The sequence below is a fragment of the Pseudomonas sp. S06B 330 genome (assembly GCF_002845275.2).
Taxonomy (GTDB): domain Bacteria; phylum Pseudomonadota; class Gammaproteobacteria; order Pseudomonadales; family Pseudomonadaceae; genus Aquipseudomonas.
Map to the genome: position 1 here is coordinate 4,071,417 of NZ_CP088149.1, position 23,521 is coordinate 4,094,937.

General features: G+C 60.2%; 25 protein-coding genes. 19 read left to right on the forward strand and 6 right to left on the reverse strand.

Going from position 1 to position 23,521, the window contains the following annotated elements:
- The first annotated feature begins 8 nt into the window (after nucleotides 1–8).
- Entirely contained in the window at nucleotides 9–539 is a 531-nt protein-coding gene (locus tag CX511_RS18080; protein ID WP_045188835.1) for an RNA polymerase factor sigma-70, read from the forward strand.
- A gap of 70 nt (nucleotides 540–609) precedes the next feature.
- Here the strand turns inward: CX511_RS18080 and CX511_RS18085 are convergent, their stop codons facing one another.
- Together CX511_RS18085 and CX511_RS18090 are read right to left on the reverse strand one after the other, a co-directional pair.
- The gene (locus CX511_RS18085) at nucleotides 610–1,623 is read right to left on the reverse strand and encodes a GNAT family N-acetyltransferase (protein ID WP_045188837.1); all 1,014 of its coding nucleotides are present in this window, start codon (nucleotides 1,621–1,623) and stop codon (nucleotides 610–612) included.
- A gap of 59 nt (nucleotides 1,624–1,682) precedes the next feature.
- Nucleotides 1,683–2,444 (reverse strand): substrate-binding periplasmic protein, encoded by a 762-nt coding sequence (locus CX511_RS18090; RefSeq protein WP_101291807.1) that lies wholly within the window; start codon nucleotides 2,442–2,444, stop codon nucleotides 1,683–1,685.
- Nucleotides 2,445–2,655: 211 nt separating this feature from the next.
- Here CX511_RS18090 and CX511_RS18095 point away from each other — a divergent pair, with 211 nt between their 5' ends.
- Nucleotides 2,656–3,207 (forward strand): 3'-5' exonuclease, encoded by a 552-nt coding sequence (locus tag CX511_RS18095; protein ID WP_045188844.1) that lies wholly within the window; start codon nucleotides 2,656–2,658, stop codon nucleotides 3,205–3,207.
- A gap of 70 nt (nucleotides 3,208–3,277) precedes the next feature.
- On the forward strand, nucleotides 3,278–3,562 hold the full coding sequence (ppnP, locus tag CX511_RS18100) for a pyrimidine/purine nucleoside phosphorylase (RefSeq protein ID WP_010225980.1): 285 nt from the start codon (nucleotides 3,278–3,280) through the stop codon (nucleotides 3,560–3,562).
- Between the two features lie 53 nt (nucleotides 3,563–3,615).
- On the opposite strand, the gene CX511_RS18105 is transcribed toward ppnP, so the two are convergent.
- Nucleotides 3,616–4,305 carry an alpha/beta family hydrolase gene (locus tag CX511_RS18105; protein WP_101291806.1) on the reverse strand — a complete coding sequence of 230 codons (690 nt, stop codon included), beginning with the start codon at nucleotides 4,303–4,305 and terminating at the stop codon, nucleotides 3,616–3,618.
- 49 nt (nucleotides 4,306–4,354) lie between these two features.
- On the opposite strand from CX511_RS18105, the gene ccoN (CX511_RS18110) reads away from it, so the two are divergent.
- From ccoN (CX511_RS18110) to CX511_RS18185, 16 genes are all read left to right on the forward strand, one after another.
- On the forward strand, nucleotides 4,355–5,779 hold the full coding sequence (gene ccoN, locus CX511_RS18110) for a cytochrome-c oxidase, cbb3-type subunit I (protein WP_045188853.1): 1,425 nt from the start codon (nucleotides 4,355–4,357) through the stop codon (nucleotides 5,777–5,779).
- A 10-nt stretch (nucleotides 5,780–5,789) separates the two neighbouring features.
- On the forward strand, nucleotides 5,790–6,398 hold the full coding sequence (gene ccoO / locus CX511_RS18115; RefSeq protein ID WP_038613174.1) for a cytochrome-c oxidase, cbb3-type subunit II: 609 nt from the start codon (nucleotides 5,790–5,792) through the stop codon (nucleotides 6,396–6,398).
- Nucleotides 6,399–6,403: 5 nt separating this feature from the next.
- Nucleotides 6,404–6,601, forward strand: coding sequence for a cbb3-type cytochrome oxidase subunit 3 (locus CX511_RS18120; RefSeq protein WP_045188855.1), 198 nt, complete (start codon nucleotides 6,404–6,406; stop codon nucleotides 6,599–6,601).
- Complete coding sequence (gene ccoP, locus CX511_RS18125; protein WP_045188856.1) at nucleotides 6,598–7,545, forward strand: cytochrome-c oxidase, cbb3-type subunit III; 948 nt, start codon at nucleotides 6,598–6,600, stop codon at nucleotides 7,543–7,545. Before CX511_RS18120 ends, ccoP (CX511_RS18125) begins: the two co-directional genes overlap by 4 nt.
- Nucleotides 7,546–8,032: 487 nt before the next feature.
- Nucleotides 8,033–9,475, forward strand: coding sequence for a cytochrome-c oxidase, cbb3-type subunit I (gene ccoN, locus CX511_RS18130; protein WP_038613180.1), 1,443 nt, complete (start codon nucleotides 8,033–8,035; stop codon nucleotides 9,473–9,475).
- Nucleotides 9,475–10,083: a cytochrome-c oxidase, cbb3-type subunit II gene (ccoO, locus tag CX511_RS18135; RefSeq protein ID WP_045188859.1), complete on the forward strand. Its 609-nt coding sequence runs from the start codon at nucleotides 9,475–9,477 to the stop codon at nucleotides 10,081–10,083. The genes ccoN (CX511_RS18130) and ccoO (CX511_RS18135) overlap by 1 nt, the downstream gene beginning before the upstream one ends.
- 5 nt (nucleotides 10,084–10,088) lie before the next feature.
- Complete coding sequence (locus tag CX511_RS18140) at nucleotides 10,089–10,286, forward strand: CcoQ/FixQ family Cbb3-type cytochrome c oxidase assembly chaperone (RefSeq protein WP_010225992.1); 198 nt, start codon at nucleotides 10,089–10,091, stop codon at nucleotides 10,284–10,286.
- Nucleotides 10,283–11,263, forward strand: coding sequence for a cytochrome-c oxidase, cbb3-type subunit III (ccoP, locus tag CX511_RS18145; protein WP_045188862.1), 981 nt, complete (start codon nucleotides 10,283–10,285; stop codon nucleotides 11,261–11,263). Before CX511_RS18140 ends, ccoP (CX511_RS18145) begins: the two co-directional genes overlap by 4 nt.
- A gap of 500 nt (nucleotides 11,264–11,763) precedes the next feature.
- Complete coding sequence (gene ccoG, locus CX511_RS18150; protein WP_045188865.1) at nucleotides 11,764–13,179, forward strand: cytochrome c oxidase accessory protein CcoG; 1,416 nt, start codon at nucleotides 11,764–11,766, stop codon at nucleotides 13,177–13,179.
- 18 nt (nucleotides 13,180–13,197) lie between these two features.
- On the forward strand, nucleotides 13,198–13,737 hold the full coding sequence (locus CX511_RS18155; RefSeq protein WP_045188867.1) for a FixH family protein: 540 nt from the start codon (nucleotides 13,198–13,200) through the stop codon (nucleotides 13,735–13,737).
- A 110-nt stretch (nucleotides 13,738–13,847) separates the two neighbouring features.
- Nucleotides 13,848–16,301: a heavy metal translocating P-type ATPase gene (locus CX511_RS18160; RefSeq protein ID WP_101293398.1), complete on the forward strand. Its 2,454-nt coding sequence runs from the start codon at nucleotides 13,848–13,850 to the stop codon at nucleotides 16,299–16,301.
- Nucleotides 16,302–16,313: 12 nt separating this feature from the next.
- Entirely contained in the window at nucleotides 16,314–16,526 is a 213-nt protein-coding gene (ccoS, locus tag CX511_RS18165) for a cbb3-type cytochrome oxidase assembly protein CcoS (RefSeq protein WP_045188870.1), read from the forward strand.
- Nucleotides 16,519–17,202, forward strand: coding sequence for a sulfite exporter TauE/SafE family protein (locus CX511_RS18170; protein WP_101293399.1), 684 nt, complete (start codon nucleotides 16,519–16,521; stop codon nucleotides 17,200–17,202). The genes ccoS and CX511_RS18170 overlap by 8 nt, the downstream gene beginning before the upstream one ends.
- 83 nt (nucleotides 17,203–17,285) lie before the next feature.
- Nucleotides 17,286–18,668 carry an oxygen-independent coproporphyrinogen III oxidase gene (gene hemN / locus CX511_RS18175; protein WP_045188875.1) on the forward strand — a complete coding sequence of 461 codons (1,383 nt, stop codon included), beginning with the start codon at nucleotides 17,286–17,288 and terminating at the stop codon, nucleotides 18,666–18,668.
- Between the two features lie 177 nt (nucleotides 18,669–18,845).
- Nucleotides 18,846–19,580: a Crp/Fnr family transcriptional regulator FnrA gene (fnrA, locus tag CX511_RS18180; RefSeq protein WP_045188877.1), complete on the forward strand. Its 735-nt coding sequence runs from the start codon at nucleotides 18,846–18,848 to the stop codon at nucleotides 19,578–19,580.
- Between the two features lie 54 nt (nucleotides 19,581–19,634).
- Complete coding sequence (locus CX511_RS18185) at nucleotides 19,635–20,183, forward strand: adenine phosphoribosyltransferase (RefSeq protein WP_045188879.1); 549 nt, start codon at nucleotides 19,635–19,637, stop codon at nucleotides 20,181–20,183.
- Nucleotides 20,184–20,350: 167 nt separating this feature from the next.
- Here the strand turns inward: CX511_RS18185 and recR are convergent, their stop codons facing one another.
- The 3 genes from recR to dnaX form a co-directional block, all read right to left on the reverse strand.
- Complete coding sequence (recR, locus tag CX511_RS18190) at nucleotides 20,351–20,953, reverse strand: recombination mediator RecR (RefSeq protein ID WP_045188882.1); 603 nt, start codon at nucleotides 20,951–20,953, stop codon at nucleotides 20,351–20,353.
- A 97-nt stretch (nucleotides 20,954–21,050) separates the two neighbouring features.
- Nucleotides 21,051–21,377, reverse strand: a complete 327-nt coding sequence (locus CX511_RS18195) for a YbaB/EbfC family nucleoid-associated protein (protein WP_028945400.1) — start codon at nucleotides 21,375–21,377, stop codon at nucleotides 21,051–21,053.
- Between the two features lie 69 nt (nucleotides 21,378–21,446).
- The gene (dnaX, locus tag CX511_RS18200) at nucleotides 21,447–23,489 is read right to left on the reverse strand and encodes a DNA polymerase III subunit gamma/tau (RefSeq protein ID WP_101293400.1); all 2,043 of its coding nucleotides are present in this window, start codon (nucleotides 23,487–23,489) and stop codon (nucleotides 21,447–21,449) included.
- Nucleotides 23,490–23,521: the final 32 nt, after the last annotated feature.

Here is a 23,521-nt window from a genome sequence, read left to right on the forward strand (position 1 = left end):
TGATTTCCATGGCGGAACAACTGTCCACAAGTAAGTGCGATTCACCGTTACTCCAGGCGTTTGTCGACAACCGCAACATTCTGGTCAAAATCGCCGCCCGTATTACTGGCTGCCGTTCCCGCGCTGAAGACGTGGTGCAGGACGCTTTCTTTCGACTGAACTCGGCACCGCAAATTACCTCATCGTTCAAGGCCCAGCTCAGCTACCTGTTCCAGATCGTGCGCAACCTGGCCATTGACCACTACCGCAAGCAGTCCATGGAACTGCGTTATTGCGGCAGTGAAGAGGAAGGTCTAAACGTGGTGGTTCAGGGCGCTTCACCGGAAGCTGCGCATATCAACTTCGCCACCCTGGAACACATTGCCGATGCGTTGAACGAACTGCCGCAGCGCACGCGTTACGCCTTCGAGATGTATCGCCTGCACGGTGTGCCACAAAAGGACATCGCCAAAGAACTGGGCGTCTCACCGACGCTGGTCAACTTCATGATCCGCGATGCCTTGGTGCACTGTCGGAAAGTCTCAAGCCAGAGGGCTTGAGAGGATCAAGCTTCAAGCGGCAAGCACAGACCTACTTGCAGCTTGTAGCTTGCAACTTACAGCTTGAGCCTCAGGCAAGCCTGCAACGCTCGAAGAAGCGCTCCCTCCCCAACACCATCAAGGCTGCCCGCTTGTGCGGGAAGTCGAATTCTTTCTCGCAATGAAAGCATTGATCGTGCATGTAGCCGATCATCTTGCTGTTATCAGCCCGCGGCTCGGCCACCACCCGCTGGGTGCGCGGATCATCGAGAAACAGGTAGTGCACCAGCGCAGACAGCCAGCTGGCCACCTTGTGCGGCCCACGGTGATGCTCTTCACCGACCAGCATATGAATGCCACGGTCATAGTCACCGACCGCATAGAACGGGGCGATACGGTCTTCCTTGGCCCAGTAGGCCTCGAAATAGGCAAAGGGCTGATCATCGAAACAACCGATAAGGGTCAGGCTGTGCGGGTCGGCTTGCAGTTTGCTCAAGTAGTCACGGTGCTGTTCAAGGCTGCCACCCTCTTGCCAGAAATTCACCACCCGCGGGTTGTTCTGCCAACGATTGAAGCGCTCCAGGTCTGTGTCGATCTCCAAGGTGCGCAAAGACACCCAAGCGCCCAGCCGCGCGTCGAAGCGCCGGTACACTTCACCACGGGGTTTCGGCGCACGACGTGGATGGCGCTTGCCTTCAGTGATCTGCATCTGTTGCGGATAGGCACCGGCAAAGGCCTGCCCCAGCCAAGGTTGCGCTAATTGCCAGAACGGTGTCCTTTCACAGCGATAGACACCCGCTTGAGGCTGAGCAATCAGCAAACCACTGAACAAGGCTTCCATCGGTGGCTCATTGACGTGCCAGGTCAGGCACTGGCAGCCAGGATCACGGGCAAACAACCAATAGCAGGCCGCCCACAAGGCCTGTTGCAAACAGTCCTGTGCCAGCTCTTGCAGATGGACTTGCAGCGTATCGCCACGCTCCAGTCGTACACGAATCAGCGGCTTGCCTTCGAGCACAAGGCTCAGTTGGCAATCACTTTCATCGGCCTCCAGACTACGCCAGCGGGGTAAGGATAACGTTTGCGATGCGGTATCAAACGGCATGGTCTTAGCTCACAAAGGAAAAGTGCTCACCTTTGTGAACGTCGCCGCCACAGCGAAATTTAGTCCACCTCAGGCGTGGTCACGCTGATCCGGTAAGGCTGAAAAATGCGTAGCAGTTCGCCGTTGTCGCGCAATTGCTGCAACAGGCTGGAAAACGCCAGCCCGCTGATCGGTGCGCCAGGGCGTAGCAAGGCGTAATGGTGATAGACCTGATCGACCCGCTGGGAGGTCAGCAACTGGTCAACACTCTGCGGGTTGCGCACCAGAAAGTCGCTCAGGTAGGAACGCGTGACCAGGGCGACATCGGCCCGACCGCGCTGGACCATCAGCAGATTGCTGTCGTGAGAGTAGGTCAGCGTCGCATTGTGATGCGTGGTGAGATAGTCGGGATCAGGATTGAAGCCGGCAAACGCGTAATGATAGCCGCTGTATAGGGCCAGACGTTTACCACGCAGATCAGCGAAATAGCGCTCATCCCGGTCGGGCTGAAGATGGGTGACGAACACCTCGGCATCTTCCAAGCCCATATCGACCGCCACATGCTCGATGCCCTGCCACCCCCACTGCGGATTCTCGAAAATCGCCATGTCGGTGCGTCCCTGGCGAAAATCACCGAATCGACGCGGGATCGAGGTAGGTACCAGGACAAAATGGTAGCGCTGCTGCGCGTTGTTGAGCGCCTCGACCAACTGCGGCAACAGCCCGGTCTCGGCACCCTTTTCTGGACGGACCGTATAAGGAGGGAAATGTGCCGCACCGACTTTGACCTCTACTGTCTCGACCGCTTGGGCCGGCGACGCCAGCCACAGGCTAGCGAACATGAACAGGAAAGGCACAGCCTGCGGCATGGACGTGGGAGTCAAAGCAACACACTCTTTGCGGGTCTTAACCGGAATCAGACTAAGCTAGGCGTTTTCCGGGCGCTGCACAACCATCGATTGTGGCAAATGGCAGTTACCGGCAAAACGCCAGGGGATACCCCAAGCGTGCAAGTTTGGCTACGCTCTAGCGAGTCTTGCAAGGGAGCCTACTATGGGGCATTGGCTGGTGATCGACCTGGAAGCAACCACCGATGATGGTGGTTGGCCAGTTACGGATATGGAAGTCATCGAAATCGGTGCGACGCTGGTCAATCGCCAGGGTCGGGAAGTCGATCATTTTCAGCGCTTCGTCAAACCACGGCGACGCCCGCAACTTACCTCTTTTTGCCGCGAATTGACCCATATCAGCCAGGCCAATGTTGACGCAGCCGCACCCTTCAACGAAGTCTGGGGCCAGTTCGAGCGCTGGATCGGGCATCACCGGGGGCACCTGCAAGCTTGGGTCAGCTGGGGCGACTACGATCGCCTGCAGTTGCTGCAAGAGTGGCAGTTGCATCAGCTGCACAGCCTGCTGGCCGATTTGCCGCATATCAACCTCAAGCAACGCTTCGCCAAAGCTCGCCAGCTCCAGCGCCCGCTGGGCCTTAACGGTGCCCTGCAACTGGCTGGCCTGCAGTTCTGCGGAGTACAGCATCGTGCCCTTGAAGATGCACGCAACACCGCACGCTTGCTGCCCCTGAGCCTACCGGCCCACGGCACCTGAAAGCGGATGACGGCGCCAGGCGCCTTGGGCATACTGGCCAATCTTTTCAGCCCCTTTTCAGGAGTCGCCCATGTTTAAGGTCAACGAGTACTTTGATGGCACGGTCAAGTCGATTGCGTTCGGCACCGCTGAAGGTCCGGCCACGGTCGGCGTGATGGCCCCCGGCGAGTACGAATTCGGCACTGCCCAGCGTGAAATCATGCACGTGGTGTCTGGCGCACTGACCGTCAAGCTACCGGATAGCGACAACTGGGAAACCTTTAGCGCTGGCAGCCAGTTCAATGTACCGGCCAACAGCAAGTTTCAACTGAAAGTGGCTGTGGACACCGCTTACCTGTGTGAATACCGCGGTTAAGCCTGCGTGCTGCACTGAACGAGTGGAGCGGATAAATCCGCTCCACTCCCCTATTAACGCAAAAACGCTGCAATCTTCTGCGCCGCCGTCGCCAGATGATCGGCATGACTGAACCCCGATGCCTTCAAGGGTTTAAGGTCATGATCCGCCGCCTCCAGCCAGCACAACTCAATCGCTGGCGATAACGTATATCCCTCCACTGTCTGCCGATTGCCCAGCGCATCCCGTTCACCCTGAATGATCAGCGTTGGCGTGTTCAATTCAGCCAGATGCGCCACCCGCGGTTTTTCCGGTTTGCCTGCGGCATAGAACGGATAGCCCAGACACACCAGCGCATCGGCGCCCAGTTCATCGGCCAGCAGACTGGCCATCCGCCCGCCCATTGACTTGCCGCCAACGGCCAACGACCCAGCGACCAATGGTCGCACCTGTTGGTACACCTCGCACCAGCATTCAAGCAGTTTGGCCTGCGGATTTGGAGGCCTTTTGCCACCATCGAGACGCCGCTGCGCCATATAAGGAAACTCGAAACGCAACACGCCCAGCCCTTGTGCTGCCAGCCTTTGCGCCATTTCCTCCATGAACCCGCTGTCCATTGGCGCACCCGCTCCGTGGGCCAGAATCAGACAGCCTAAATCCTCGCCATCCCCCTGATTTTGCGGGGCATTCCAGCGCCAGCCACGACGTTCGAGCAGCTGCGCCCATTGATCCCCGTCAATACCGGCCACTTGCCCATTACTCATGCTTACCTCGCTATTTAGCCTGCCTATAACCGTGGATGGGAACCCATACATGAACACAACCAGCAGTACCGCCTACAACTACAAGGTGGTCCGCCAATTCGCCATTATGACGGTGGTGTGGGGAATCGTCGGGATGGGGCTCGGCGTTTTTCTTGCCGCGCAACTCGTCTGGCCTTCGCTCAACTTCGACCTCCCCTGGACCAGCTTCGGGCGCCTGCGCCCGCTGCATACCAACGCGGTGATCTTCGCCTTTGGTGGTTGCGCGCTGTTCGCCGCCTCCTACTATTCGGTCCAGCGAACTTGCCAGACCACCCTGTTCTCACCACGCCTTGCCGCATTCACCTTCTGGGCCTGGCAATTGGTGATCGTGCTGGCCGCCGTCACCCTGCCGCTGGGTTATACCAGTTCCAAGGAGTACGCCGAGCTGGAATGGCCGATTGATATCCTGATCACCATCGTCTGGGTCGCCTACGCCGTGGTGTTCTTCGGCACCCTGATGAAGCGCACCACCAAGCACATCTACGTGGGCAACTGGTTCTTCGGTGCGTTCATCATCACCGTGGCGATCCTGCATATCGTCAACAACCTTGAAGTGCCGGTCAGCATGACCAAGTCCTACTCACTGTACAGTGGCGCCACTGACGCCATGGTCCAGTGGTGGTACGGCCACAACGCCGTGGGCTTCTTCCTGACGGCAGGCTTTCTCGGCATGATGTACTACTTCGTGCCCAAGCAAGCTGAACGTCCGGTGTACTCCTATCGCCTGTCGATCGTGCACTTCTGGGCGCTGATCACCCTCTACATCTGGGCAGGTCCACACCACCTGCACTACACCGCCCTGCCTGACTGGGCCCAATCGCTGGGCATGATCATGTCGCTGATTCTCCTGGCGCCAAGCTGGGGTGGCATGATCAACGGTATGATGACCCTCTCGGGTGCCTGGCATAAGCTGCGCAGCGACCCGATCCTGCGCTTCCTCGTGGTATCGCTGGCGTTCTACGGCATGTCGACCTTCGAAGGTCCGATGATGGCGATCAAGACCGTCAACGCCCTGTCGCACTACACCGACTGGACCATCGGCCACGTCCATGCTGGCGCTCTGGGCTGGGTAGCGATGATTTCTATCGGCGCCCTGTACCACATGATCCCGAAAGTCTTCGGTCGCGAGCAGATGCACAGCATCGGCCTGATCAACGCGCACTTCTGGCTGGCCACCATTGGCACCGTACTCTACATCGCCTCGATGTGGGTCAACGGTATCGCCCAAGGCCTGATGTGGCGCGCCGTCAACGCCGACGGCACTCTGACTTACTCCTTCGTCGAAACCCTGGTGGCCAGCCACCCTGGCTTCATCGTGCGCTTCGTTGGCGGGGCAATCTTCCTCACCGGCATGCTGCTGATGGCCTGGAACACCTGGCGCACCGTGCGTGCCCCGGTGACCGCGACCGCCCCTGCCGCTACGCAGTTGGCCTGAGGAGACCGAGATGAAACACGAAGTAATCGAGAAGAACGTCTTCCTGCTGGTGCTGTTGATGGTCTTTGCCGTCAGCATCGGCGGCCTGACCCAAATCGTCCCGCTGTTCTTCCAGGACGTCACCAACAAGCCGGTCGAGGGCATGAAGCCGTACACCGCGCTGCAACTCGAAGGCCGTGACATTTACATCCGCGAAGGCTGCGTGCAGTGCCACTCGCAAATGATCCGTCCGTTCCGTGCCGAAACCGAGCGCTACGGTCATTACTCGGTAGCCGGTGAAAGCGTCTGGGACCATCCGTTCCTGTGGGGCTCCAAGCGTACCGGTCCAGACCTGGCCCGCGTAGGCGGCCGTTACTCCGATGACTGGCACCGTGCCCACCTGTACAACCCGCGCAACGTTGTGCCCGAGTCGAAGATGCCGGCCTACCCATGGCTGGTGGCCAGCCCGGTCGACAGCAGCCACACCGAGACCAAGCTGCGCACCATGCGCACTCTCGGTGTGCCTTACACCGATGCGGATATCAGCGGTGCAGTGGAATCGATCAAGGGCAAGACCGAAATGGATGCCTTGGTTGCCTACCTGCAGGTGCTCGGCACCGCGATCAAGAACAAGAGGTAAGGGCCATGGACTTCACACTGGATATCGGCCAGCTGCGCGGCCTGGGCACCCTGTTGGTGGCCATCGCCTTCATCGGCCTGTCGCTGTGGGTATTCAATGGTCGGCGTGACCGCGAGTTTGCCGAAGCAAGCCTGTTGCCGTTCGCCGATGACCGCCTGACACCTGCCGCCAACGAACCCGCACCGAGGAGTAACGGGCAATGACCACCTTCTGGAGTACGTACATCTGCGTACTGACCATCGGCAGCCTGATCGGCTTGACCTGGCTGCTGCTGGCCACGCGCAAGGGCGAAAAGCCGGGGACCAGCGACCAGACCATGGGCCACAGCTTCGACGGCATCGAGGAGTACGACAACCCGCTGCCCAAGTGGTGGTTCTGGTTGTTCGTCGGCACCTTGGCGTTCGGCGTTGGCTACCTGATCCTCTACCCCGGCCTGGGTAACTGGAAAGGCATCCTGCCCGGCTATGAGAACGGCTGGACCCAGGTCAACGAATGGCAGAAAGAAATGGACAAGGCAGACGCCAAGTTCGGCCCGATCTTCGCCAAGTTCGCTGCCATGCCGGTAGAGGAAGTGGCCAAGGATCCGCAAGCGCTGAAAATGGGTGGCCGCCTGTTCGCCTCCAACTGCTCGGTGTGCCACGGCTCGGACGCCAAGGGAGCCTACGGTTTCCCTAACCTCACCGACAAGGACTGGCGCTGGGGCGGCGAGCCGGAGACCATCAAGCAGTCGATCATGAGCGGCCGCCACGGTGTCATGCCGGCCTGGGCCGAAGTGATTGGCGAGCAAGGTGTCGCTGACGTGGCCGCGTTCGTTCTGACCAACCTCGATGGTCGTCAGTTGCCAGAGGGCACCAAGGCGGATGTCAGCAACGGCGAGAAGCTTTTCGCCACCACCTGCGTAGCGTGCCATGGCCCACAGGGCAAAGGTATGCCAGCGATGGGCGCCCCGGACCTGACTCACCCGCAAGCGTTCATCTACGGTTCGAGCTTTGCCCAGCTGCAACAGACCATTCGCTATGGTCGCCAAGGCCAGATGCCGGCACAGGAAGCCATCCAGGGCAACGACAAGGTTCACTTGTTGGCCGCGTATGTCTACAGCCTGTCCCAAGATGAACCGACTCAGGGCGAAAGCGTCACTGCCAAGTAAAATCATCGCGTAACTGAGCCTTGACTGAAACCGCCGCATCCTTCCGGATGCGGCGGTTCCGCCCTTCCCTTGCGACCAAGTGTCGCACCTCCCCCGCCACCCCGCCTTGCACCCGCCTTGATCGCAACTAAGCTTGTTGCCACAGCGACCGCAACCAAAGGCCCGTACGTTCCTTTGCGCAGTCGCTACAGTTGAAGAATGCGTGCAAAGGCAGATGGGATCGGCTCGACCTCTTCTTACCGGTTATTGAACAACGGAAAAGGGTCACTACAAGCTTGACCGATTGGACAAGAAAAGATGAATAACGGTACACATATCAAGCAGATAATTGTGTACACTTCGTCCGCCAACAAGACCCGGAACAGCGGTAGAACGGGCTTTGGCAAAGGTCGGCGCGGGAGCCATCGCGTTGCAATAACCACACGGTTTATACATACTTGCGCCGATTTTTTAACCTACAAAAACACCCAAACCGTGGAACCTTAGAATGAGCACAGCAATCAGTCCGACTGCTTATAACTATAAGGTCGTCCGCCAGTTCGCCATCATGACGGTGGTCTGGGGGATCCTTGGCATGGGGCTTGGAGTCTTCATCGCCTCGCAACTGGTATGGCCCCAGCTGAACCTGGACCTGCCATGGACGAGTTTTGGACGCCTGCGCCCACTGCACACCAACCTGGTGATTTTCGCCTTCGGTGGCTGTGCACTGTTTGCCACCTCTTATTATGTCGTGCAGCGTACCTGCCAGACGCGACTGATTTCCGACAGCCTCGCAGCCTTCACCTTCTGGGGTTGGCAAGCGGTGATCGTCGGTGCGCTCATTACCCTGCCGCTGGGTTACACCACGACCAAGGAATACGCTGAGTTGGAATGGCCGATTGCCATTTTGCTGGCCATTGTCTGGGTCACCTACGGTGTGGTGTTCTTCGGCACCATCGTCAAGCGTAAAACCAAGCACATCTATGTCGGTAACTGGTTCTACGGTGCCTTCATCGTGGTCACCGCGATGCTGCACATCGTCAACCACGCGTCCCTGCCTGTCAGCCTGTTCAAGTCCTACTCGGCCTACTCCGGTGCTACCGACGCGATGATCCAGTGGTGGTATGGCCACAACGCCGTAGGTTTCTTCCTGACCACCGGCTTCCTCGGCATGATGTACTACTTCGTACCGAAACAGGCCGAGCGTCCAATCTACTCCTATCGCCTGTCGATCGTGCACTTCTGGGCGCTGATCACCCTCTACATCTGGGCAGGCCCTCACCACCTGCACTACACCGCCCTGCCGGACTGGGCACAGTCGCTGGGCATGGCCATGTCGATCATTCTCCTGGCGCCAAGCTGGGGCGGCATGATCAACGGCATGATGACCCTCTCGGGCGCCTGGCATAAGCTGCGCACCGACCCGATCCTGCGTTTCCTCGTGGTATCGCTGGCGTTCTACGGCATGTCGACCTTCGAAGGTCCGATGATGGCGATCAAGACCGTTAACTCGCTGTCGCACTACACCGACTGGACCGTTGGCCACGTACACGCCGGCGCGTTGGGCTGGGTAGCAATGATTTCGATCGGCGCCCTGTACCACATGATCCCGAAAGTCTATGGCCGCGAGCAGATGCACAGCATCGGCCTGATCAACGCGCACTTCTGGCTGGCGACCATCGGTACCGTACTGTACATCTCCTCGATGTGGGTCAACGGCATCACCCAGGGCCTGATGTGGCGTGCAATCAACGATGACGGCACCCTCACCTACTCCTTCGTCGAAGCCCTGCAGGCCAGCCATCCAGGCTTCATCGTCCGTGCCCTGGGCGGTGCGTTCTTCGCCTCTGGCATGCTGCTGATGGCCTACAACGTCTACCGTACCGTGCGCGCCTCGAAGCCGGCCGAAGCTGAAGCCGCCGCTCAGATCGCTGTAGTTGGAGCTCACTGATGAAGCATGAAGTACTAGAGAAGAATATTGGCCTGCTGGCCTTCTTCATGGTCATCGCCGTGAGCATCGGCGGCCTGACCCAGATCGTCCCGCTGTTCTTCCAGGACGTCACCAACAAGCCGGTCGAAGGCATGAAGCCACGTACCGCGCTGGAGCTCGAAGGCCGTGACATCTACATTCGCGAAGGCTGTGTGCAGTGCCACTCGCAGATGATTCGTCCGTTCCGTGCCGAAACCGAGCGCTACGGCCATTACTCGGTAGCCGGTGAAAGCGTCTGGGACCACCCGTTCCTGTGGGGCTCCAAGCGTACCGGTCCGGACCTGGCCCGTGTCGGCGGCCGCTACTCCGATGACTGGCACCGCGCCCACCTGTACAACCCGCGCAACGTTGTGCCCGAGTCGAAGATGCCGGCCTACCCATGGCTCGTCGAGAACCACCTCGACGGCAAGGACACGGCCAAGAAGATGGACGTCCTGCGTACCCTCGGCACGCCGTACACCGATGCAGACATCGCCGGTGCCCGCGACGCGGTCAAGGGCAAGACTGAAATGGACGCCTTGGTTGCCTACCTGCAAGGCCTGGGCACCATCATCAAAAGCAAACGGTGACATTGATGGATATCGGGATGATTCGTGGCCTGGGCACCGTCGTCGTGATGGTGGCCTTTATCGGCCTGGCGTTGTGGGTATTCAGTTCTCGGCGCAAGTCTGAGTTCGACGAAGCGACCATGCTGCCCTTCGCGGATGATCCCGAAGCCAGCAAGCACGTCGAGCAAGCGCAAGCGAAAGCGTCTAGGAGTAACAACGAATGACTACCTTCTGGAGTCTGTACGTCACCGTTTTGAGTCTGGGTACCATCTTCGCCCTGACCTGGCTGCTGCTGTCTACCCGTAAGGGGCAGCGCAGCGAAACCACCGAAGAAACCGTGGGCCATGCCTACGACGGCATCGAGGAGTATGACAACCCGCTGCCAAAGTGGTGGTTCATGCTGTTCGTTGGCACCATCATTTTCGCGCTGGGTTACCTGGTGCTGTACCCGGGCCTGGGCAACTGGAAAGGCATCCTGCCGGGCTACCAGTACGTCGACAATGAGAAAAAGACCGAGTTCGCCAACGGTCAGCCGGGCTGGACCGGTGTGCACGAGTGGGAAAAGGAAATGGCACGTGCCGACGCCAAGTTTGGGCCGATCTTCGCCAAATTTGCGGCAATGCCTATTGAAGAAGTGGCCAAAGATCCGCAAGCCCTGAAGATGGGTGGCCGCCTGTTCGCCTCCAACTGCTCGGTGTGCCACGGCTCCGACGCCAAAGGGGCTTACGGCTTCCCTAACCTGACCGACAACGACTGGCGCTGGGGCGGTGACCCGGCAACCATCAAGGCAACCATCATGGGCGGTCGTCATGGCGTGATGCCTGCCTGGTCGGAAGTCATCGGCGAGCAAGGCGTGGCTGACGTTGCCGCGTACGTCCTGACCAACCTCGATGGACGCAAACTGCCAGAAGGTGCAAAAGCGGATCCGGCCAATGGCCAGAAAATCTTTGCTGCCAACTGCGTGGCTTGCCACGGTCCGGAAGGCAAAGGCACCCCTGCCATGGGCGCGCCGAACCTGACCCACCCACAGGCGTTCATCTACGGCTCGAGCTTCGCGCAACTGCAGCAGACCATCCGTTACGGCCGTCAGGGCCAGATGCCTGCACAGGAATCGATTCAGGGCAACGACAAGGTCCATCTGCTGGCGGCCTACGTCTACAGCCTGTCGCATCAGCCGGAGAAAACGGCCGACCCGGAGTAATCCATCGGTTTCAAGAGAGCCCCGTCAGCGCAAACTGTCGGGGCTTTTTTGTGGCGCTTCACGGATTGTCGGAAAATAGTCGGCCGCCATAGCTACTTGCTGTAGCCGCTGCCGAGGCACGAGGCTGCGATCGACTGCAGGGCTGTCGCAACTCGGTCACCTCGCTGGGTCTGACAATCGCACGGCCTGGTTTTGCGGCCGTTTCACACCCGATCGCTGCCTCACGGCAGCGGCTACAAGGGACCCGTTCATACAGTTGGGATCGCCAGCATCTTCCCTCGATAATCCGAGAAGATCCTTTTTGACTGCTCCGGCATGACCTGAATCAATTGACACAGGCCAATACACTATTGCCTCGGATTACCCAACGCGGCCAAAAGTCGCACCTATCCCCCCTACCCGCAGGACAGGCGTATCATGCGCCCTAGAGCAGCATAAACTTCTGACTGCGGTCGGCACGTACTGATCGCGGCATAATTCCACTGCCGTGGGACTCAATGATGAGCAAGCAGATTCCAGTACATGACGTCACCCCGCCTGCCAATAAAGACAAGGACAGCATCGATCTCTACGCCTCCCGGGAAAAAATCTACACCCGGGCCTTCACCGGCCTGTTCCGCAATTTACGCATGGCCGGCGGCGCCACGCTGTTCCTGCTGTACTTCGGCACCGTCTGGCTGAACTGGGGCGAGCATCAAGCCGTCTGGTGGAACCTGCCAGAGCGCAAGTTCTACATCTTTGGTGCAACCATCTGGCCGCAGGATTTCATCCTGCTGTCTGGCCTATTGATCGTTGCCGCCTTCGGCCTGTTTTTCATCACCGTATTCGCCGGCCGGGTCTGGTGCGGCTACACCTGTCCGCAAAGTGTCTGGACCTGGATATTCATGTGGTGCGAGAAGGTCACTGAAGGTGACCGCAATCAGCGCATGAAACTCGACAAAGCGCCCATGAGCGGCAACAAATTTCTGCGCAAGCTGGCCAAACACAGCCTGTGGCTATTGATCGGCTTTGTCACCGGCATGACCTTCGTCGGCTACTTCTCGCCGATCCGCGAGCTGGTGGTGGAGTTCTTCACTGGCCAAGCCGATGGCTGGGCGTATTTCTGGGTCGGCTTCTTCACCCTCGCCACCTACGGCAACGCCGGCTGGCTGCGTGAGCAAGTGTGCGTGTACATGTGCCCGTATGCCCGCTTCCAGAGTGTCATGTTCGACAAAGACACCCTGATCGTTTCCTACGACCCACGTCGCGGCGAAACCCGTGGCCCACGCAAGAAAGACCTCGATTACAAGGCCAAAGGCCTGGGTGACTGCATCGACTGCACCATGTGCGTCCAGGTTTGCCCGACCGGCATCGACATCCGTGACGGCCTGCAGATCGAATGCATCGGCTGCGCCGCCTGCATCGACGCCTGTGACACCATCATGGATAAGATGAACTACCCCAAAGGCCTGATCAGCTATACCACCGAGCACAACCTCTCGGGGCAAAAGACCCACATGCTGCGCCCGCGCCTGATTGGCTATGCGGTCGTCTTGCTGACCATGATCGCCCTGCTCGCCAGCGCTTTCGTGATGCGTTCGCTGGTGGGCTTCGATGTCAGCAAGGACCGTGTCCTGTACCGTGAAAACGCCCAAGGCCGGATCGAGAACGTGTACAGCCTGAAAGTCATGAACAAAGACCAGCGCGACCACGTCTACGTGCTCGAAGCCGCCGGCCTGCCTGACCTGCAGCTGGCTGGCGCACGGGAAATCCGCGTCGCTGCCGGCGATATCGTCAGCCTGCCGGTACAACTGTCGATGGCCCCGGAAAAGCTGCCATCAAGCACCAACGAAGTCACCTTCATCCTCAAGGACGCTGACGACAGCGCCACCCAGGTTGAAGCCAAGAGCCGATTCATCGGCCCACAAATTCGATAAGAGACTGAGACTGCGCCTATGCCTCCTGCAACAGCTGCCAGCCCCTGGTACAAGCACCTCTGGCCATGGATCATCATCGGGGTACTGGCCACCTCGGTGACCCTGAGCCTGACCATGGTGACCATTGCGGTGAACAATCCGGACAACCTGGTCAACGATAACTACTACGAGGCCGGCAAAGGCATCAACCGCTCACTGGACCGCGAACTGCTGGCCCAAACGCTCAACCTCAAGGCCAGTGTGCACCTGGATGAGTTGACCGGCGAAGTCGACCTGCGCCTGAGCGGTAACAGCCAGCCTAAGACCCTCGAGCTGAACCTGATCTCGCCAACGCAACCGGAGAAGGACCGCAAGATCGTCCTGACCCAGAGCGAAAGCGAAGCCGGGCGCTACATTGGCCAGCTCAGCGACAAGGTCGAAGGGCGTCGTTTTGTCGAAGTGCTGGGCAGCCAGGACGCGCATGTCTGGCGGTTGTTCGAGGAAGAAAAAGTCGAGCACGGTGCTACCCTGCAGCTCGGTGACGAAGCACTGCAAGGGGCTGAACACCTCGAAAAATGAATCGCCTTCATCGCCGGCAAGGCCCGCTCCCTCAGGAATGCTGCGAAGGCATTTCTGTGCGGGCGGGCCTTGCCGGCGATGAATTCACCTGCGAATAACGATAGAACACCATGACCAGCCCCACGCCTTGCTACCACTGCGCCCTGCCCGTTCCCGCCGGCAGCCACTTTACCGCCGTGGTACTCGGCCAGGACAGGCTGTTCTGCTGCCCCGGCTGCCAAGCCGTGGCCGAAGCCATCGTCGCCGGCAACCTGGAAAGCTATTACCAACATCGCAGCGAAGCCAGCGCCAACCCCGATGCCCTGCCCCAGCAGTTGGTTGATGAGCTAGCCCTGTATGACCGTGCCGATGTGCAAAAACCTTTCGTCCGTCACACGGGCGAGCTGGCCGAAACCACCCTGTTGATTGAAGGCATCAGCTGCGCTGCCTGCGGCTGGCTGATCGAAAGGCACCTGCGCAACCTTCCCGGTGTGGCTGAAGCGCGGCTGAACCTGTCCAACCATCGCTTACAAGTCAACTGGGCCGACAGCCAGTTACCGCTGTCCAAGTTACTGGCCGAATTGCGCCATATCGGCTATGCCGCGCACCCCTACCAGGCCGACCGCGCGGCTGAACAACTGGCCAATGAAAACCGTACCGCCCTACGTCAGCTGGGTGTCGCTGGTCTGCTGTGGTTCCAAGCAATGATGGCAACCATGGCCACCTGGCCGGAGTTCAATATCGATCTGAGCCCAGAGCTACATACCATTCTGCGCTGGGTCGCGCTGTTTCTGACCACACCCATCGTCTTCTACAGTTGTGCGCCGTTTTTCCGCGGCGCCGCCCGTGACTTGCGCACACGCCACCTGACCATGGACGTCTCGGTGTCTCTGGCTATTGGCCTTGCCTACATTGCCGGTATCTGGACAGCGATCACAGGCAGCGGCGAGCTGTACTTCGATGCTGTCGGCATGTTCGCCCTGTTCCTGCTGGCCGGGCGTTACCTGGAGCGCCGCGCCCGCGAACGCACTGCCGCCGCCACCGCGCAGCTGGTTAACCTGTTGCCAGCCTCTTGCCTGCGTCTGGGGGCTGCCGGCCAGAGCGAGCGGATCCTGCTGAGCGAACTGAAACTGGGTGACTGCGTACTGATTCAACCCGGCCATGTGGTCCCTGCCGATGGACGCATCGTCAGTGGCCAATCGAGTGTCGACGAATCGCTACTGACCGGTGAATACCTGCCGCAGGCCCGGCGCGCGGGCGATGCGGTGACCGCTGGAACCCTGAACGTGGAAAGCGCACTGACCGTTGAAGTCCAGGCCTTGGGGCAAGACACGCGCCTGTCCGCCATTGTCCGTCTGCTGGAACGGGCACAATCGGAAAAGCCACGCCTGGCGGAAATTGCCGACCGTGCCTCGCAATGGTTCCTGCTGCTCTCACTGATCGCCGCTGCCGCCATCGGCCTGCTCTGGTGGCAACTGGACCCGTCCCGGGCGTTCTGGATCGTCTTGGCCATGCTGGTTGCCACGTGCCCATGCGCGCTGTCGCTGGCGACCCCAACGGCATTGACCGCCGCCACCGGCACCTTGCACAAGCTCGGTTTACTGTTGACCCGCGGCCATGTCCTTGAGGGCCTGAACCAGATCGACACGGTGATCTTCGACAAGACCGGTACGCTCACCGAAGGCCGCCTGACCTTGCGCAGCATTCGCCCGCTGGCCGACGCTGACGCCGACCAGTGTCTGATGCTCGCCGCAGCCCTGGAAAATCGCTCTGAACATCCGATTGCTCGCGCCTTTGGCCGCGCCAGCGTCCCCGCCGATGAGGTACAGGCCGAGCCGGGCCTGGGCCTGGAAGGTGTGGTGCAAGGGCGACGCCTGCGCATTGGCGAACCGGGTTACGTCTGCGCCCTGAGCGGCGCCGCGACGCCAGCAATGCCTGCCGAGGCCGGACAATGGCTGCTGCTGGGCGACGCCCGCGGTGCCCTGGCCTGGCTGGTACTCGATGATCGCCTGCGCAGCGACGCTGCCGATCTGCTCGACGCCTGCCGCGCGCGCGGCTGGCAGACCCTGCTGCTGTCTGGCGACAGTTCGCCAATGGTGCAGAGTGTGGCCGCCGAGCTGCGGATCGACCAGGCCATCGGCGGCCTACGCCCGGACGACAAGCTGGAAAAACTCAAAGCCCTGCAACAGCAAGGACACAAAGTGCTGATGCTAGGCGATGGGGTCAACGATGTACCGGTGCTTGCCGCCGCCGACATCAGTATCGCCATGGGCTCAGCCACCGACCTGGCCAAGACCAGTGCCGATGCCGTGCTGCTGTCCAATCGCCTCGACGCCCTGGTTCAGGCGTTCAGCCTGGCCCGACGTACACGCCGGATCATTATCGAGAACCTGCTGTGGGCAGCGCTGTATAATGGCCTGATGTTGCCGTTTGCCGCCCTTGGCTGGATCACCCCGATCTGGGCAGCGATTGGCATGTCGGTCAGTTCGCTGATCGTGGTGCTTAATGCCCTGCGCCTGACCCGCCTCAGCACAGTGGCCGGCACCGGTGCCGAACCCCGCACCTCACACCCCGCCACGGTCTGATCAGGAGTCACCATGCCCGCGCTTTACATCATGATCCCGGCTGCACTTCTGATCGTCGCCATCGCGGTCTACATCTTCTTCTGGGCGGTGGACAGCGGTCAGTACGACGACCTCGACGGCCCGGCCCACAGCATTCTGTTTGACGATCAGGACCCACAGCACACCGCCGCCATGGACGAAGCCGACGGCAAGAAACCTGACGACGGTGCACCGCCCCGTGCTTGAACTGCTCCCCCTGCTCAGCTCGGCACTGATCCTTGGCCTGCTGGGCGGCGGTCACTGCCTGGGCATGTGCGGCGGCCTGATGGGCGCTTTGACCCTGGCCATTCCCAAAGAACAGCGCAGCCAGCGTTTTCGCCTGCTGCTGGCTTACAACCTTGGCCGCATTCTTAGCTATGCCGTCGCCGGCCTGCTGCTGGGACTGGCGGGCTGGGCACTGGCCAACAGCCCGATTGCCGTGGCTATGCGCGTGGTCGCCGCGCTACTGTTGATCAGTATGGGCTTATACCTGGCCGGCTGGTGGAGTGGCCTGACCCGCATCGAGCGCCTCGGGCGCGGACTGTGGCGACATATCCAGCCGATGGCCAACCGCCTGCTACCGGTCTCCAGCCTGCCGCGCGCGCTGCTGCTGGGCACCTTGTGGGGCTGGCTGCCGTGTGGTTTGGTGTACAGCACCCTGCTTTGGGCTGCAAGCCAGGGTAATGCGATCGACAGTGCGCTGCTGATGCTGGCCTTCGGACTCGGCACCTGGCCTGTCCTACTGGCTACCGGGCTTGCCGCCGAACGCACCAATGCCTTGCTGCGTAAACGTGGTGTGCGCATTGCCGGCGGCTTGCTGGTAATCCTGTTTGGCCTATGGACCCTGCCTGGGCCACACCAGCACTGGCTGATGGGCCACTAAAGCGCTGTTGATACAAATCAAGATGGGCAACGCCCCACCCCCCTAGAATTCGCACATTGCTGCTTATTCTGGGGACTGCCCACATGCTCGACGCACTCCGTTGGGACTCCGACCTGATCCGTCGCTACGACCTGTCAGGCCCACGCTACACCTCCTACCCAACCGCGGTGCAACTGCACAGCGAAGTGGGCTCCTTCGATCTGCTGCACGCCCTGCGCGACAGCCGCCGTGCCGTGCGCCCGCTGTCGCTCTACGTGCATGTGCCGTTCTGCGCCAACATCTGCTATTACTGCGCCTGCAACAAGGTCATCACCAAAGACCGCGCCCGCGCCCAGCCCTACCTGCAACGCCTGGAGCAAGAAATCCAGCTGATCGCCTGTCACCTGGACCCCAAGCAGAGCGTCGAACAACTGCACTTTGGTGGCGGCACTCCGACGTTTCTCAGCCACGTCGAACTGCGCCAACTGATGGCGCACTTGCGCCAGCATTTCAACCTGCTGGACGATGATTCCGGCGATTACGGTATCGAGATCGACCCGCGCGAGGCCGACTGGCCGACCATGGGCCTACTCCGCGAGCTGGGGTTCAACCGCGTCAGCCTTGGCGTTCAGGACCTTGATCCGGCGGTGCAACGGGCGATCAACCGCCTGCAAACCCTGGAGCAGACCCGGGCGATCATCGATGCCGCACGTACGCTACAGTTTCGCTCGATCAACCTCGACCTGATCTACGGCCTGCCCAAGCAGACCCCGGAAGGTTTCGCCCGCACCGTGGAAGAAGTGATCAAGCTGCAACCGGACCGCTTGTCGGTGTTCAATTATGCCCACCTGCCAGAGCGCTTCATGCCGCAGCGGCGTATCGACAGCAACGACCTACCCGCCCCCGCCACCAAGCTTGAGATGCTGGAAAGAACCATCGAACAACTGACCGCCGCAGGCTACCGCTATATCGGCATGGACCATTTCGCCCTGCCCGATGATGAGCTGGCCATCGCCCAGGAAGAATCGACCCTGCAGCGCAATTTCCAGGGCTACACCACCCACGGTCATTGCGACCTGATTGGCCTCGGGGTTTCAGCCATCAGCCAGATCGGTGACCTCTATTGCCAGAACACCAGTGACCTGAACAACTACCAGGACACCCTCTCCAGCGCCCAGCTTGCCACCAGTCGCGGCCTGATCTGCAGCGCAGACGACCGTCTGCGGCGCGCGGTGATCCAGCAACTGATTTGTCATTTCGAACTGAATTTCGACACCATTGAACAGCAGTTCACCATCGATTTTCGCGGCTACTTCAAGGACCAGTGGCCAGCGCTGCAAGCAATGCACAACGATGGCCTGATCAACCTCAGCAATCAGGGCATCCAGATACTGCCCGCTGGGCGTCTGCTGGTACGCTCGGTCTGTATGGTCTTCGACGCCTACCTCGGACAACACAATCAACAACGATTCTCTCGGGTCATCTGACCCCTCCGCCACGGACGCTGTTTACAGTCATACTTGTAAAGCACACTATGTTTATTGGAGGTCGGACGATACGCCGCACCTCAACCAGCGCACCCTACCCGGGTGCGGACTGGCCGAAACTCCACGCCCTGAGTTATCCTTACGGCTTATGTGTGCTTTACACCAAGGAATGAAGAAATGTCCGAGCCAGTCAAACTGCGCCCTCACAACCAGGCCCATTGCAAGGATTGCAGCCTGGCGCCTCTGTGTCTGCCATTGTCATTGAACATGGAAGACATGGATGCACTGGATGAAATCGTCAAACGCGGGCGACCGCTGAAGAAAGGCGAATTTCTTTTCCGTCAGGGTGACAGCTTCGCTTCGGTCTATGCCGTGCGCTCCGGCGCGCTGAAAACCTTCAGCCTGAGTGATGGTGGTGAAGAACAGATCACCGGCTTCCACCTGCCTAGCGAACTGGTCGGCCTGTCTGGCATGGACACCGAAGCCTACCCAGTATCGGCCCAGGCCCAGGAAACCACTTCGGTCTGTGAAATCCCCTTTGAACGCCTCGACGAACTGTCCGTGCAACTGCCACAACTGCGCCGCCAGTTGATGCGGGTGATGAGCCGGGAGATTCGCGATGACCAGCAAATGATGCTGCTGTTGTCGAAGAAAACCGCCGACGAGCGTATCGCCACCTTCCTGGTCAACCTCTCGGCACGCTTCCGTGCCCGTGGTTATTCGGCCAATCAATTCCGCTTGAGTATGTCGCGCAACGAAATCGGCAATTACCTCGGGCTGGCGGTGGAAACTGTTTCACGGGTTTTCACCCGCTTCCAGCAAAACGGCCTGATCGCCGCCGAAGGCAAGGAAATCCATATCCTCGACCCGATCCAGCTGTGCGCACTGGCCGGTGGCGCGCTGGACAGCTGAGACCACGGGATAAGGGTATACTGGCGGGCATTCGTTTTTCAGGATACCCGCCTCATGCACAGCGATACCTTCGACCTCAAAGCCCTGATCCGCCCGGTACCGGATTTCCCCAAAGCCGGCGTGATCTTTCGCGACATCACCCCGCTGTTCCAGTCCCCGCGGGGCCTGCGTCATGTGGCTGACGCCTTCATCGAGCGCTATGTCGAGGCTGAATTCAGCCATATCGGTGCCATGGATGCCCGTGGCTTCCTGATCGGTTCGATCATTGCCCACCAATTGAACAAGCCGCTGATCCTGTTCCGCAAGCAGGGCAAACTGCCCGCTGACGTGCTCGCCGAAGGCTACCAGACCGAATACGGTGAAGCCTTCCTGGAAGTGCACGCCGACAGTCTGTGCGAAGGTGATTCGGTGCTGATTTTCGATGACCTTATCGCTACCGGTGGCACCCTCCTGGCCGCCACCAGCCTGGTGCGCCGCATGGGTGCACACGTGTTCGAGGCAGCGGCAATCATCGACCTGCCGGAGCTCAGTGGCTCACAACGATTGAATGCCGCTGGCGTGCCGACTTTTTGCCTGACCGAGTTTTCCCTGAGCGAGCGCTAAGGCAGCGACTTGCTGTAGCCACTGCCGACGCACGAGGCTGCGATCGACTGCAGAGCAGTCGCAACTCGGTTAGCCCACTCGGCCAGGCAAATCGCGGCGGTCAGGCTTTGCGGCCGTTTCACGCCCGATCGCAGCCTCACGGCAGCGGCTACAAGGAGCACTGTTGCTTACAACGAGATTGGTTTACGCCCGGCAAAGGAATGCGCCAGCGTCCCGCCGTCGACCAGCTCCAACTCTCCGCCCAATGGCACACCATGAGCGATGCGCGAAGCAACCAGGCCCTTGTCGGCCAGCAGCTGCGCAATGTAATGGGCCGTCGCTTCGCCTTCCACCGTCGGGTTGGTGGCCAGGATTACTTCAGCAAAGGTGCCCTGTTCTTCAATACGCGCCATCAATTGCGGAATGCCGATAGCGTCTGGCCCCAGACCGTCGAGTGGCGACAGGTGCCCCTTGAGCACGAAGTAGCGGCCACGGTAGCCCGTCTGCTCCACCGCATAGACATCCATCGGCCCTTCAACCACGCACAGCAGCGCGTCGTCACGGCGCGTGTCGGCGCACTGCGGGCACAATTCCTGCTCAGTCAATGTTCGGCACTGACGGCAATGGCCGACCCCTTCCATGGCCTGGCTCAAGGCCTGGGCCAGACGCACGCCACCGCTGCGGTCGCGCTCAAGCAACTGCAGCGCCATGCGCTGAGCGGTTTTCTGGCCGACACCGGGCAAGGTACGCAAGGCATCGATCAGTTGGCGAATCAGGGGACTGAAGCTCATGGGGATTAACCTGGATATTCAATAAGCACGGGAAAAACGACGATGGGAGCAACAGCCCTGCAGCCGCGCTCCCACCGAAGGTAATACAGAAGCTGCCTTAGAACGGCATTTTGAAGCCTGGTGGCAGCTGCATGCCAGCGGTCATGCCGCCCATTTTTTCCTGGCTGTTCTGCTCGACCTTGCGCACGGCGTCGTTGACGGCGGCAGCGATCAGGTCTTCCAGTACTTCTTTGTCTTCCTGCATCAGGCTGTCGTCCAGGCTGATGCGCTTAACGTCGTGACGACCGGTCATCACCACGCTCACCAGGCCTGCGCCCGATTGACCGGTGACTTCGGCGTTGGCCAGCTCTTCTTGCATCTTGGCCATTTTTTCTTGCATCTGCTGGGCCTGCTTCATCAGGCCGGCCATGCCACCTTTCATCATGGGGATCACCTCAAATTTAGTCTTACGGGATGCGGCGCGGGTCGGGCCCGGGCCGCTTGTGTCATTCGGTCAGTCGCCCTGAGCTAACGGAGCGTCTACAGGCTCAATGGTATCGTGTCGCACCATTGCACCAAACTGCTTGATCATTTGCTGGATGAGCGGGTCCGCTTCAATCGACGCCTCTGCCTCGCCCTGACGCTCGGCACGCTTGCGCGATGCTGCCTGGGCCGGTGTTTCCTGCTCCGGGCGAATCAGTTCGATGGACAGCTTCAGGGTACGCCCGAAATGCTGGTTCAAGGCATCATTCAGGCGTCGCTGTTGAGTGGCATTGAACAGTGCGCTATGGGCGGGATCCAGGTGCAGCAGCCAATCATCACCTTCGGCAGCAATCAACGTACAGTTGGCGGCGATACTGCCGGTCATTCCGGAGATCGGCAACTGCGGGAATAATTCCAGCCATTGCAACGCCAGACCAGTCGCTGGCATCGCCGCAGGCATCGGTTCGGGCGCAACGGCCGCAACCTCCTCGTGCACATGCTCGATCGCCAGTTCATCCAGGTAACTGTAGCTGGCCGGATCCATCTCCGGCTCGTAGTAGTCTTCGTCCAGCGGCGGCTCGTCGTCGCGCTCCATCCCAGCCGGGCTGTAGCCCACGTTGTCATCGTGGGGCGGCTCGTCCTGGCGAACAGCCTCCCCAGCTTGCACGGAGGGGGCCGGAGGCAACTCCACAATGGGCTCAGGCGCCACCTCAGGTTCAGGTGTGACGACAGCTGCAACTGGGGCAGGATCATTCCATGGCAGGTCAACGACCGGCTCGGGCGCCTCAGCCTTGACCTCGACAGGTGCGGGCACGGGTTCAGGCTCAGCAACCGGCTCCGGCGCAGGCGCAGCGGGCGCAGGTTCGACAACGGGCGGCGCAATCGCGACAGGCGCAACTGCACTGGCCGCTGCCACCGTCATTGCCGAATCAGCTGTGGCCTGGCTGATCCCCACTGGCTTTAGCACCGGGGTCGGCGCGTCGTCGGTATCGGCAGGCCGGAACGCCAGCATGCGCAGCAGGACCATTTCGAAGCCACCGCGCGGGTCGGGCGCCAATGGCAGGTCGCGGCGGCCGATCAAGCCCATCTGATAGTAAAACTGCACGTCTTCGGCTGGCAGTGCCTGAGCCAGGGCCAATACCCGGTCACGATCGCCCTGGCCGTTGTCAACAGCCTCAGGGAGTGCCTGGGCAATGGCAACGCGATGCAGCACATTGAGCATCTCGGCCAGCACACCGCTCCAGTCCGGTCCCTGCTCGGCCAAATGGCGCACTGCTTCAAGCAAGGCTCGGGCATCACCCTCGAGCAACGCCTGCAGCACGCCATAGACCTGGCCATGATCGAGTGTGCCGAGCATAGCGCGCACATCCGCAGCCAGCACTTTGCCTTCACCAAAGGCAATAGCCTGGTCGGTCAGGCTCATGGCGTCGCGCATCGAGCCGTCGGCTGCGCGCCCCAGCAACCACAGCGCGTCGTCTTCAAACGGAACGTTCTCGGCACTGAGTACATGGCTCAAGTGCTCGACCACCCGCTCGGGGGTCATGTTCTTCAGAGAGAACTGCAGGCAGCGTGACAGAATGGTCGCTGGCAGCTTCTGTGGATCGGTGGTGGCGAGGATGAACTTGACGTAGGGCGGCGGCTCTTCCAGCGTCTTGAGCAAGGCGTTGAACGAGTGACTGGAGAGCATGTGCACTTCGTCGATCAGGTAGACCTTGAAGCGCCCACGGCTCGGGGCGTACTGCACGTTATCGAGCAGCTCGCGGGTGTCTTCGACCTTGGTGCGGCTGGCGGCGTCGATCTCGATCAGGTCAACAAAGCGCCCTTCGTCGATCTCCCGGCACACCGAACAGGTACCGCAGGGGGTCGAGGTAATGCCGGTTTCGCAGTTCAGGCATTTAGCGATGATCCGCGCGATGGTAGTCTTGCCCACCCCACGCGTGCCAGTAAACAGGTAGGCATGGTGCAGACGCTGGTTGTCCAGTGCGTTGATCAAAGCCTTGAGCACATGGGTCTGGCCGACCATTTCGCGGAACGAGCGCGGACGCCATTTACGTGCAAGAACCTGATAACTCATCGAAAACCGTCAAATAGATAGACCAAAGACCG

What these genes read in the sequence shown, in the direction of transcription:
- CX511_RS18185 (WP_045188879.1), top strand. Translation starts at nt 19,635, where the DNA reads ATGCACAGCGATACCTTCGACCTCAAAGCCCTGATCCGCCCGGTACCG.
- CX511_RS18195 (WP_028945400.1), bottom strand. Translation starts at nt 21,377, where the DNA reads ATGATGAAAGGTGGCATGGCCGGCCTGATGAAGCAGGCCCAGCAGATG.
- ppnP (WP_010225980.1), top strand. Translation starts at nt 3,278, where the DNA reads ATGTTTAAGGTCAACGAGTACTTTGATGGCACGGTCAAGTCGATTGCG.
- CX511_RS18090 (WP_101291807.1), bottom strand. Translation starts at nt 2,444, where the DNA reads ATGTTCGCTAGCCTGTGGCTGGCGTCGCCGGCCCAAGCGGTCGAGACA.
- CX511_RS18160 (WP_101293398.1), top strand. Translation starts at nt 13,848, where the DNA reads ATGACCAGCCCCACGCCTTGCTACCACTGCGCCCTGCCCGTTCCCGCC.
- ccoN (WP_038613180.1), top strand. Translation starts at nt 8,033, where the DNA reads ATGAGCACAGCAATCAGTCCGACTGCTTATAACTATAAGGTCGTCCGC.
- fnrA (WP_045188877.1), top strand. Translation starts at nt 18,846, where the DNA reads ATGTCCGAGCCAGTCAAACTGCGCCCTCACAACCAGGCCCATTGCAAG.
- ccoN (WP_045188853.1), top strand. Translation starts at nt 4,355, where the DNA reads ATGAACACAACCAGCAGTACCGCCTACAACTACAAGGTGGTCCGCCAA.
- CX511_RS18140 (WP_010225992.1), top strand. Translation starts at nt 10,089, where the DNA reads ATGGATATCGGGATGATTCGTGGCCTGGGCACCGTCGTCGTGATGGTG.
- hemN (WP_045188875.1), top strand. Translation starts at nt 17,286, where the DNA reads ATGCTCGACGCACTCCGTTGGGACTCCGACCTGATCCGTCGCTACGAC.
- CX511_RS18155 (WP_045188867.1), top strand. Translation starts at nt 13,198, where the DNA reads ATGCCTCCTGCAACAGCTGCCAGCCCCTGGTACAAGCACCTCTGGCCA.
- CX511_RS18085 (WP_045188837.1), bottom strand. Translation starts at nt 1,623, where the DNA reads ATGCCGTTTGATACCGCATCGCAAACGTTATCCTTACCCCGCTGGCGT.
- ccoO (WP_038613174.1), top strand. Translation starts at nt 5,790, where the DNA reads ATGAAACACGAAGTAATCGAGAAGAACGTCTTCCTGCTGGTGCTGTTG.
- CX511_RS18120 (WP_045188855.1), top strand. Translation starts at nt 6,404, where the DNA reads ATGGACTTCACACTGGATATCGGCCAGCTGCGCGGCCTGGGCACCCTG.
- CX511_RS18080 (WP_045188835.1), top strand. Translation starts at nt 9, where the DNA reads ATGGCGGAACAACTGTCCACAAGTAAGTGCGATTCACCGTTACTCCAG.
- ccoG (WP_045188865.1), top strand. Translation starts at nt 11,764, where the DNA reads ATGAGCAAGCAGATTCCAGTACATGACGTCACCCCGCCTGCCAATAAA.
- ccoP (WP_045188862.1), top strand. Translation starts at nt 10,283, where the DNA reads ATGACTACCTTCTGGAGTCTGTACGTCACCGTTTTGAGTCTGGGTACC.
- ccoP (WP_045188856.1), top strand. Translation starts at nt 6,598, where the DNA reads ATGACCACCTTCTGGAGTACGTACATCTGCGTACTGACCATCGGCAGC.
- ccoS (WP_045188870.1), top strand. Translation starts at nt 16,314, where the DNA reads ATGCCCGCGCTTTACATCATGATCCCGGCTGCACTTCTGATCGTCGCC.
- dnaX (WP_101293400.1), bottom strand. Translation starts at nt 23,489, where the DNA reads ATGAGTTATCAGGTTCTTGCACGTAAATGGCGTCCGCGCTCGTTCCGC.
- recR (WP_045188882.1), bottom strand. Translation starts at nt 20,953, where the DNA reads ATGAGCTTCAGTCCCCTGATTCGCCAACTGATCGATGCCTTGCGTACC.
- ccoO (WP_045188859.1), top strand. Translation starts at nt 9,475, where the DNA reads ATGAAGCATGAAGTACTAGAGAAGAATATTGGCCTGCTGGCCTTCTTC.
- CX511_RS18105 (WP_101291806.1), bottom strand. Translation starts at nt 4,305, where the DNA reads ATGAGTAATGGGCAAGTGGCCGGTATTGACGGGGATCAATGGGCGCAG.
- CX511_RS18095 (WP_045188844.1), top strand. Translation starts at nt 2,656, where the DNA reads ATGGGGCATTGGCTGGTGATCGACCTGGAAGCAACCACCGATGATGGT.